At 32.3% G+C, this 10,559-nt stretch carries 8 protein-coding genes and 1 CRISPR repeat array; of the genes, 5 read left to right on the plus strand and 3 right to left on the minus strand.

Features of this window, described 5'->3' with window-relative positions; translation table 11 throughout:
* From RMO70_RS09330 to tgt, 3 genes are all read right to left on the minus strand, one after another.
* The coding region (locus tag RMO70_RS09330; RefSeq protein ID WP_310556170.1) for an EamA family transporter at window positions 1-433 on the minus strand (433 nt) is incomplete at its 3' end.
* Complete coding sequence (locus RMO70_RS09335; protein WP_310556171.1) at window positions 420-1,508, minus strand: LptF/LptG family permease; 1,089 nt, start codon at window positions 1,506-1,508, stop codon at window positions 420-422. The genes RMO70_RS09335 and RMO70_RS09330, both read right to left, overlap by 14 nt.
* Window positions 1,509-1,566: 58 nt before the next feature.
* Window positions 1,567-2,697, minus strand: a complete 1,131-nt coding sequence (gene tgt, locus RMO70_RS09340; RefSeq protein WP_310556172.1) for a tRNA guanosine(34) transglycosylase Tgt — start codon at window positions 2,695-2,697, stop codon at window positions 1,567-1,569.
* Between the two features lie 474 nt (window positions 2,698-3,171).
* Between tgt and cas9 the strand changes: the two genes are divergently transcribed.
* The 5 genes from cas9 to cas2 all read left to right on the plus strand — a co-directional run bounded on the left by cas9 (window position 3,172) and on the right by cas2 (window position 10,006).
* A complete protein-coding gene (gene cas9, locus RMO70_RS09345) occupies window positions 3,172-7,836 on the plus strand; it encodes a type II CRISPR RNA-guided endonuclease Cas9 (protein WP_310556173.1) in 4,665 nt (1,554 codons plus the stop codon).
* 196 nt (window positions 7,837-8,032) lie between these two features.
* A complete protein-coding gene (tnpA, locus tag RMO70_RS09350; protein ID WP_310556174.1) occupies window positions 8,033-8,464 on the plus strand; it encodes an IS200/IS605 family transposase in 432 nt (143 codons plus the stop codon).
* A gap of 3 nt (window positions 8,465-8,467) precedes the next feature.
* Window positions 8,468-8,593, plus strand: coding sequence for a hypothetical protein (locus tag RMO70_RS09355; protein WP_310556175.1), 126 nt, complete (start codon window positions 8,468-8,470; stop codon window positions 8,591-8,593).
* 176 nt (window positions 8,594-8,769) lie between these two features.
* The gene (cas1, locus tag RMO70_RS09360; RefSeq protein WP_310556176.1) at window positions 8,770-9,666 is read left to right on the plus strand and encodes a type II CRISPR-associated endonuclease Cas1; all 897 of its coding nucleotides are present in this window, start codon (window positions 8,770-8,772) and stop codon (window positions 9,664-9,666) included.
* Window positions 9,659-10,006, plus strand: a complete 348-nt coding sequence (gene cas2, locus RMO70_RS09365; protein ID WP_132066196.1) for a CRISPR-associated endonuclease Cas2 — start codon at window positions 9,659-9,661, stop codon at window positions 10,004-10,006. Before cas1 ends, cas2 begins: the two co-directional genes overlap by 8 nt.
* Window positions 10,007-10,124: 118 nt before the next feature.
* Window positions 10,125-10,549: direct repeats of the CRISPR family, unit length 46 nt; unit sequence GTTGGGAATTATAAGCTAAAATACAATTTTGAAAGCAATTCACAAC.
* Window positions 10,550-10,559 lie beyond the last annotated feature (10 nt).

The following is a 10,559-nucleotide window of genomic DNA, read 5'->3' on the forward strand; positions in this document are numbered from 1 at the left end:
CAAAATAATTGATTTCGACCTGCAAAATGATGCCCAATCCAGCAATAATTAGTATCCCAAAGAAAACTTCGTACCAAAGCACTTTTCTTCCGTAAAAAACAGGCTCTAATATGGAAGTAAAAAAGGCTCCCAAGGAAAAAACCGATAAAGTGATGGAAACATTAGAAATTTGGATGGCCTTGAAAAAAAATATCCAATGAACCGCTATCATAAGTCCTGCAAAAATTAATTTGAAAAATTCCTTTGGCGGAATACGTAAGGATTGCTTCTTAAATACTATAAACAGGAATAAAAAAAAACCTGCAAAAAGCATTCGATACCATACCAAAGCATCGGCCTTGATTGAAATTAGTGCACCTAATATTGCGGTGAATCCCCAAATAAATACAATGAAATGAAGCTTTAAATAGCTTCCTAAATTACCTTTTTGCATTTCTTAATAAAAATATTGCCAAAATCCCAAAAACTATATTAGGAAACCAAACTGCCAAAAGCGGCGGAATACTTGATTTTTCTGCCAATGTTCCAAATATCTTGTCGAAAAATACGAAGGCAAAAGCAAGTCCAATTCCTATTGCCAAACTCAATCCCATTCCGCCTCTTCGCTTCATAGCCGAAACAGCAACTGCAATAATGGTTAGAATAAATGCCGAAGCAGGAATACTGTATTTTCTATATAAAACCACCAGATACAAGTTGATATTTGAAGAACCACGAGTTCTTTCCTTGTCTATAAATTGATTTAATCTGCCCAAATTTAATGTTTCGGCAATGTATATCACTGGCGTTAAATCTTCTAAATCAAAACTAAATTTCGCCTCTTTTTGTTCTGCTTTTTCAATTTTATCGTCTAATCCTCCGACGGTTCTTTTGACGTAGTCAAACATAGTGTAATTTTTCTTTTTAGGATTCCACTGTATTCTGCTTGCAGTAATTTTATAGGCTAATTTGTTTTTTGTAAATTTCTCATAACTAAAACTATAAGCCGTTTTTGTCTCAGTATTAAAACTATTTACATAAATAAATTCATCATTGCTAACTTGTCTAAAGACATCTGTATTATCTCCTCGCATCACTTGTTTTCCGTCGCCTTTGAGATAGGTATACCTGAAATTATTAAATCCTTCGCTAGCCCTTGGAACAATAAAAAATCCCATTAACAAAACAATGATAGAAATAATAGAAGCACCAATAATAAAAGGCCTCAAAAATCTAGTGAAAGAAATTCCAGAACTCAAAATCGCTATAATTTCAGAATTATTAGCTAATTTTGAGGTAAACCAAATCACCGACAAAAACAGGAATATCGGGAATAACAGGTTCATAAAATAAATGGTGAAATGAAAATAATAAATCAAAACTTCCTCAAGTGGAATTTTGTTTTCTATCATTTTATTTATCTTCTCCGAGACATCGATTACGATTCCTATAGGTGCAAACAGGAGCAACATAACCCCAAAAGTGGATAAGTATTTTTTTAGAATGTATTTGTCTATTATAGTTAACATAATAAAGGTTAATCGGTTAATCGATTAAACGGTTAAACGAATAACCGATTAAACAACATTACAATCTTTGGCTCATATTGCGAACCATCATTTCTTTCCAAGTTCTAAAATCTCCGGCTAAGATATGTTTTCTTGCTTCACGAACCAACCACATATAAAATCCTAGATTATGAATTGTCGCAATTTGTTTTCCAAGGTATTCATTAGCGGCAAACAAGTGACGCAAATAGGCTTTGGTATATTCGGTGTCCACAAAAGTGTGTCCCATTTCGTCTACAGGCGAAAAATCATCTTCCCACTTTTTGTTTTTGATGTTGATGGTTCCGTTTGCCGTAAACAACATTCCGTTTCTGGCATTTCGAGTTGGCATAACACAATCGAACATATCAATTCCAAGGGCAATATTCTCTAGAATATTTATTGGTGTTCCAACGCCCATTAAATACCGTGGCTTGTCTTCCGGAAGAATATCACAAACAATTTCGGTCATCGCATACATTTCTTCCGCAGGTTCTCCTACTGAAAGTCCACCAATCGCGTTTCCTTGCTGACCTGAATTCGCAATATATTCTGCGGATTGTTGGCGTAAATCCTTATAACAACTTCCTTGTACTATAGGGAAAAATGTTTGGTCATAGCCATATTTTGTTGGCACTTTTTCCAAATGATTGATGCAACGGTCTAACCAACGATGGGTCATTTTCATCGATTTTTGCGCATAGCGATAATCGCAAGGATAGGGCGTACATTCGTCGAAAGCCATAATAATATCGGCTCCAATGGTTCGCTGAATTTCCATCACATTTTCGGGTGTGAAAAAATGATAGGAACCATCGATATGCGATTTGAATTTCACGCCTTCTTCCTTAATTTTTCTATTGGCCGAAAGCGAATACACTTGATAACCTCCAGAATCGGTCAAAATATTCCGGTCCCAGTTCATAAATTTGTGCAAACCACCTGCTTTTTCAAGGATTTGGGTTTGTGGACGCAAGTATAAATGGTAGGTGTTTCCGAGGATAATATCTGGATTAATATCGTCTTTTAATTCGCGTTGGTGTACTCCTTTTACCGAAGCAACCGTGCCGACAGGCATAAAAATTGGGGTTTCAATAACACCGTGATCCGTAGTTATACTTCCTGCTCTGGCTTTGGTCTGTGGATCTTTTTGTAATAAATCAAACTTCATTTATCTTTTTTTGAGTTGGCAAAGATAAATTATTTAGGAATTAGGAATTGGGAATTGGGATTATATTTAACAAAGAGCCTTATTTGGGCGTGCCACCACCTCCGCAAGCTACGGTGCTGTCAGGCTGTACGCTGTATCTCTCCGTTTCACTACGAGGATGCCGCTTCCATCCTTCACGCAAAAACTACTAAAAATAAAAATGTAGTTTACCATAAGATATAATCTTGTATTTAACTTGACGACAAAATTAAACTCAACATTTTATAAATGAAAAAGCGACCCTTTTGAGGCCGCTTTGAATGTTTTCACAACGGAATAATCCTTATTGTGAATTGCTTCAAAATTGTAGTACAATGATACAACAAAAGTTTTATAGTTTGAATGTGGTTTCCCGTAAAGTAGTTAACTTTCTTTTGTTTAAATTTCGAGAAGAATTTAGATAACGAGAAAAATCATTATAAAATATATTTTAAAATGAAAAAAATATTAGGATTGGATTTGGGAACAAATAGTATTGGATGGGCGTTAACAAACTATGACTCCAACAATAAAATTGGAACTATTGAAGGTTTAGGAAGTAGAATAATACCCATGAGTCAAGACGTTCTTGGTAAATTTGATAGTGGTGTTTCTATATCCCAAACTGCTGAAAGAACAAAGTATCGGGGAACGAGAAGATTAGTCCAACGTTTTTTATTAAGAAGAGAAAGACTTCACATGGTTTTAAATATTCTTGGTTTTCTGCCTCAACATTATTCTGAAGCAATTGATTTTAATAAAAAGTTTGGGCAATTTAAACCCGAAAGAGAAGAAAAATTATCTTTTTATAAAAATGAAAACGGTAAAAATCAATTTTTATTTTTGGAAAGCCACCAAGAAATGCTTTCGGAATTCAAATTAACCAATCCTGATTTAAAACAAGTTCCTTATGATTTGACTATTTATTATTTAAGAAAAAAAGCATTAACTGAAAAAATATCTAAAGAGGAATTGGCTTGGATACTATTAAACTTCAATCAAAAAAGAGGCTATTATCAATTGCGTGGAGAGGAAGAAGATGAAAACAAAGGGAAATCTGTAAAATTTTATTCTTTAGTTGTTGCAGATGTTATCAATACAAATGAGAAAAACAAATCAGGACAAACACTTTATAAAATTATACTAGAAAACGGTTGGGATTTTATTAAACCAAGTAATAACAACGTAGAATGGAAAGGAAAAACTAAAGAATTTATCATCACTACGGATGTTGAAGAAGACGGAATTACACCAAAAAAAGATAAAGAGGGAAAAGAGAAAAGAAGTTTTAGAGCACCGTTAGAAAATGATTGGACTTTGGTTAAGACTAAAACGGAACAAGATATTAAAAATAGCAACAAAACAGTGGGTTCTTATATATTTGATGCTTTGTTAAAAAAACCAACTCAAAAAATTAATGGAAAGTTAGTCCGAACTATTGAAAGACATTATTATAAAAGTGAACTTAAACAGATACTTGAAACCCAAATTGTATTTCATTCAGCTATTTTAAACGATAGGAATCTTTATAAAAAATGTATTGATGAATTATACAGACATAATGATTCTCATAAAAACAACATCAAAGACAGAGGTTTTGACTATTTGTTTTTAGATGATATTATCTTTTATCAACGTCCGCTTAAAAGTAAAACCTCGTTAATTAGTGATTGTAGTTTGGAATTTGTTCCTATCAAAGACAAAAAAGGTGTTTTGGTAAAAGACAGCAATGGAAAGCAAGTTGTAAAACCTTTGAAATGTATTGCAAAATCAAATCCTATTTTTCAGGAATTCAGATTATTGCAGTTTGTAAAAAATCTAAAAATCTACAAGAAAGAAATCATAAATGAAATTGACGTTACGGATGATTATTTAAAAACGGAAGAAGATTTCGTAGAATTATTTAATTGGCTAAATGATAAAGCTGAAATTAGTCAAAAGCAATTTTTGGCGTACCCTAAATTCAAATTAAAAGAAGATAAATACAGATGGAATTTTGTAGAAGATAAAATCTATCCTTGTAACGAAACAAGAAATCAATTTTTGAATGCCGTTGCAAAAATTGGTATAGATAAATCTTTTTTTGATGCCAAAAACACTCAAGATTTATGGCATATTTTATATTCGGTTACCGATAAAATTGAAATAACAAAAGCAATTACAACTTTTGCCAAACGACATAATTTACCCGATGATTTTATAATAAAATTTTCAAAACTAAAACCTTACAAAAAAGAGTATGGCTCGTTTTCTGAAAAAGCAATTAAAAAGTTATTGCAATTAATGCGTTTTGGCAGCAATTGGGATGAAAACAATATAGACGCCAAAACATTAGCAAGAATTGACAAAATACAAACAGGGGAATTTGACGAAAATATGAGAACTCGTGTTAGAGAAAAAGCAATTCATTTAAGTAAAACTACAGATTTTCAAGGCTTGCCTTTGTGGTTAACCTCCTATATTATTTACGACAGACATAGCGAATCTAGCGATATTTCCAAATGGAAAACTCCAGCGGATATTGAACACTTTTTGAAACACGACTTTAAACAACATTCGCTCCGAAATCCAATTGTAGAGCAAGTAATTACAGAAACATTGCGTGTGGTAAAAGATATTTGGCGAAATTATGGCGAGGGAAAAGAAAATTTCTTTAACGAAATACATATTGAGTTAGGTCGTGAAATGAAAAATAATGCTGCAGATAGAAAAAGAATTACAGACAATATCAATCAAAACGAAAACACAAACCTACGCATCAAAGCTATTTTAACAGAATTGAAAAATGATGGAATAAATGACATTCGTCCCTATTCGCCAAGTCAGCAAGAGATTTTAAAAATTTATGAGGAAGGTGTTTATAGCAGTGAAATTAGAAAAGAAAAATTAGAAGATATTGATAAAATTAGAAAGAATGCTAAACCAACACCTTCCGAAATTATCAAATACAAACTTTGGTTGGAACAAGGTTATATTTCGCCTTACACAGGAAAGCTAATCCCATTAAGTGATTTGTTTACAACCAAATATCAAATCGAGCATATTATTCCGCAATCAAGATTGTTTGATGATTCGTTATCCAATAAAGTTATTTGCGAGTCTGAAGTGAATGAGCTGAAAAGTAATATGACGGCTCTAGAATTCATTCAAAAAAACGAAGATAGAATCGTAACCTTAACTGGAGGAAAAACAGTTAAAATTTTCACTAAAGAAGCCTATAACCAACATATCACAAGCTATTACAGCAAAAATAAAAACAAGCAAAAACGATTATTGAGTGAAGAAATACCTGAAAAATTTATTGAAAGACAGCTAAATGACACTAAATACATCAGTAAAATTGTAAAAAACCTTTTGAGTAAAATAGTTCGAGAAGATGAGGAACAAGAAGTAACCTCAAAACATATTGTTTCGTTAAATGGTTCTATAACTTCAAGAATGAAACAAGATTGGGGCTTGAATGATGTTTGGAACAAAATAGTTACACCTCGTTTTGAACGTTTGAATGCAATAACTAATTCAAGTGATTTTGGTAAATTAGAACTCAAAAAAGACGAATTTGGAAACTCTGGAAAACAAGTTTTTCAAACCACTGTACCTGATGCTATTGCAAAAGGATTTTCTAAAAAAAGAATTGACCACCGTCATCATGCTTTGGATGCTTTGGTAATTGCTTGCGTAAATAGAACTCACATCAACTATTTGAATAATCTAAATGCAAAAGATGAAGATGACAAATCAATCAAACACGAATTAAGAAACAAACTTTGTTTCAAAACAAAAACTGATGCGAACGGAAATTACAAATGGGAATTTTACAAACCTTGGGAGAATTTCACAAAAAAAGCAGAAGATGAATTGAATCAAACTATTATTAGCTTTAAGCAAAATACTAGAGTTATCAATAAAACGGTAAACAAATATCAGATTTGGAAAGAAGAAGATGATGCAATGAAAAAAGTTACCATTAAACAAACTAAAGGAGATAATTGGGCAATTAGAAAACCAATGCACGCAGAAACCGTAAGCGGAAAAGTATTTTTAAAACGAATTAAACAAAGTCATATTACTATTGCCAATGCTTTAGAACAAATAGAATTGATTGTTGATAAAGAAGTTAAAAGACAACTAAAATCAAAAATTAAATCCTATCCCAACAACAAAGAAGGCTTAATAAAACATCTTAAAGCCTTCCCTGTAATGATTGATGGAAAAGCAATTGACAAAGTTCAGGTTTATGAAACTATAGAAGCCACAGCTACTAGAGAACGAAATAATTTAGATATTACATTTGACGAAAATAAAATTAAAAAAATAACAGATACTGGTATTCAAAAAATTCTATTAAAGCATCTTAAGCAAGAAATATATCAAAATGCTATTGATGAGAATGGAAAAAAAGTTCCTTCTCACGAAGTAGCATTTTCAGAAATAGGTCTAGAGGAATTAAACAAAAACATTAAAGCACTCAATAATGGCAAAAATCATCAGCCTATAAAAAAAGTTCGAGTTTTTGAAGAAAGTAAACGGTTTTCACTTGGACATATCGGTAACAAATCAGATAAATATGTTGAATCTGCAAAAGGAACAAACTTATTTTTTGCAATTTATCAAGATGAAAATAGAAAACGAAATTACAAAACTATTCCTCTAAATGAAATCATTGAAAGTCAAAAATTAGGTGCTTTTGAAAAATTAAAACCATATGAATGTTCTGTTCCAAATACTTATATAGATGAAAAAACTCAAGAATTATCTTCTCTTCTCTTTTATCTAAATCCTAATGATTTAGTATTTGTTCCTACTATTGAAGAAATTGAAAACCCTAACAATATTAATATTCAAAACTTCACAAAAGAACAAACTCAAAGAATATATAAATTTACAGATGGTAGTGATACAACTTGCAATTTCATACCTGCAAGCTCTTCAAGTTTAATATTCAGTATAACAAAAAAAGATCAGGAGAAAATTGGTTTAAATTATCCTATCCAAAATGAATATGGTTTAGGAAGCCCTCAATCAAAAAATCAAAATTCTTTAAACGGAATTCAAATTAAATCTGTTTGTTGGAAACTAGAAGTTGATAGACTTGGAAAAATTAAAAGAATCATCAGATGATAAATTATTATTGCAAAAATCAATAGGATAGGGCTTTAGCCCATTCAACACAATATAAAATAACACAAATGGCTTTAGACAAACCATTTCGGCTAAAGCCATTTTAAAATCAATTATTATATCCCTCCAGCTAAAGCTGTAGACAATTCAAAAATGAGAGCAATTCAAAAATAATATGCAATTTAAATAACTAATTATGCCTTTTATCAAAACCTACATCCATTTTGTTTGGAGCACAAAAAATAGAGTTCCTTTTTTGGACAGCAAAGAATTAAGACAAAAAGTGTGGCATCATATTAAAGAAAATGCCAAATTGAAAGGGATTTTTGTAGATCATGTTAATGGCTATACAGACCATTGTCATTGTCTGGTTTCTTTAGGTGCCGACCAAACCATTCAAAAAATAATGCAACTCATCAAAGGTGAATCTTCGTTTTGGATTAACAAAAACAAATTGTGTTTGGATAAATTTGAATGGCAAGATGAATATTTTGCGGTTTCAGTTTCGGAATCGATGGTTGATAAAGTTCGGAATTACATTAAAAACCAAGAAGAACACCATAGCAAACAAACATTTCAAGAAGAATATGATGAATTTATTGCTAAATATAAATTCCAAAAAGAATAGAATTTGGCTAAAGCCATATACATTATTATCATTTTATCCCCTCCAGCTAAAGCTGGAGGCAATTCAAAAGCTGGAGGCAATTCAAAAGCTGGAGATAATTCAAAAGCTGGAGATAATTCAGAATTTTGAATTCAACATTTTCCAAAATTGCATTATTCCAAAATCAATAGGATTGGGCTTTAGCCCATTCGATAATATAAAGCAATCGAATTTGGCTTTAGCCAAAATATTTCGGCTAGAGCCATCTTGACCACATAATATTTTCCCGCCTGCTAAAGCTGGAGGGAATTCAACAAAAATAAAAAATGATTAAACGAACCCTTTTCTTCGGTAATCCCGCTTATTTGAGTACCAAAAATGAACAAATAGTCATATCCTATCCAGACAAGGAACAAGAAACCAAAACTGTGGCTATCGAAGATATTGGGGTTGTCGTACTTGAAAACCAACAAATCACCATTACCAATGGTTTGCTTGAAAAACTGATTAATAATAATGTGGCATTAATCAATTGCGACGAATACCACTTGCCTATTGGTTTGTTAATGCCTCTCAATGGACACACTGAACAAACCGAGCGTTTTAAAAATCAGATTAATGCTTCTGTCCCACTCAAAAAGAATTTGTGGCAGCAAACCATTAGCTCCAAAATTATGAATCAGGCAGGATTACTCAAAGAAAAAGGAATTCCGTGCCGAAAAATGGAACTTTGGGCAAAAGAAGTCACATCAGGAGATGCACTGAATCACGAATCGAGAGCGGCAGTTTTTTATTGGTCGAACCTCATCCCAATAGAAAATTTTACTAGAGGACAAAAAGGAATTCCACCCAATAATTTACTGAATTATGGTTATGCTATTTTACGAGCGATTACGGCTAGAGCCATCGTCAGTTCTGGAATGTTGCCCACTTTAGGAATCTTTCATCGCAACAAATACAATGCCTATTGCCTAGCCGATGATATTATGGAGCCCTATCGTCCGTATGTTGATTTGATTGTATGTCACATCATGGAAACTGAAGATACTTTTGAAGAATTGACCATTGACATTAAGAAACAATTATTGAGTATTGCCAGTATAGATGTTTTTATTGATGGAAAAAATAGTCCGTTGATGGTTGCAATGAGTAGGACAACACATTCCTTACACGAATGTTTTGAGGGAACAACAAGGAAAATTTTATACCCTGTTTATGTATGACGAACATTACACCCGTTTAAACCAATATAGAAGTTTGTGGATATTAGTATTTTTTGATCTGCCCACCGAAACACGCAAAGAGCGCAAAATAGCCAGTACATTTCGTAAGAAATTATTAGACGATGGCTTTTCTATGTTTCAATTTTCGATCTATATGCGCTTTTGCGCCAGCAGGGAAAATGCCGAAGTACACACCAAACGAATAAAAAACAACTTACCCGAACATGGTAAAATTGGCGTTATGCAAATAACGGACAAACAATTTGGGATGATGGAACTTTTTTATGGAAAAAAATTGGTAGAAACGGACAAGCCTTCACAACAATTAGAATTATTTTAGTCTTACAGGATTAGAAAAAAGACTAATATCCTCTTATTACAACATATAAACACCACCCTTTTTTAATTTCAAAATAAGACCATAACTACCAACATATCAAACGATTGAATCGCGGTATGTTGGGAATTATAAGCTAAAATACAATTTTGAAAGCAATTCACAACTAAACCCTACTCCATCAACTAAATCACTAGTTGGGAATTATAAGCTAAAATACAATTTTGAAAGCAATTCACAACGGAAATGTGATTTGTAAATCATAATCATAAGTTGGGAATTATAAGCTAAAATACAATTTTGAAAGCAATTCACAACTGAACAGAACGAACTCCTTTATCTCCTGATGTTGGGAATTATAAGCTAAAATACAATTTTGAAAGCAATTCACAACTAAAAGACCCTGGAAATAATGCTGAATCCGGTTGGGAATTATAAGCTAAAATACAATTTTGAAAGCAATTCACAACCTTTAGACAGTTTCCAATAGGTACTTTAACGTTGGGAATTATAAGCTAAAATACAATTTTGAAAGCAATTCACAACGGAGTAGCTA

The organism is Flavobacterium sp., assembly GCF_031422135.1.
Classification (GTDB): domain Bacteria; phylum Bacteroidota; class Bacteroidia; order Flavobacteriales; family Flavobacteriaceae; genus Flavobacterium.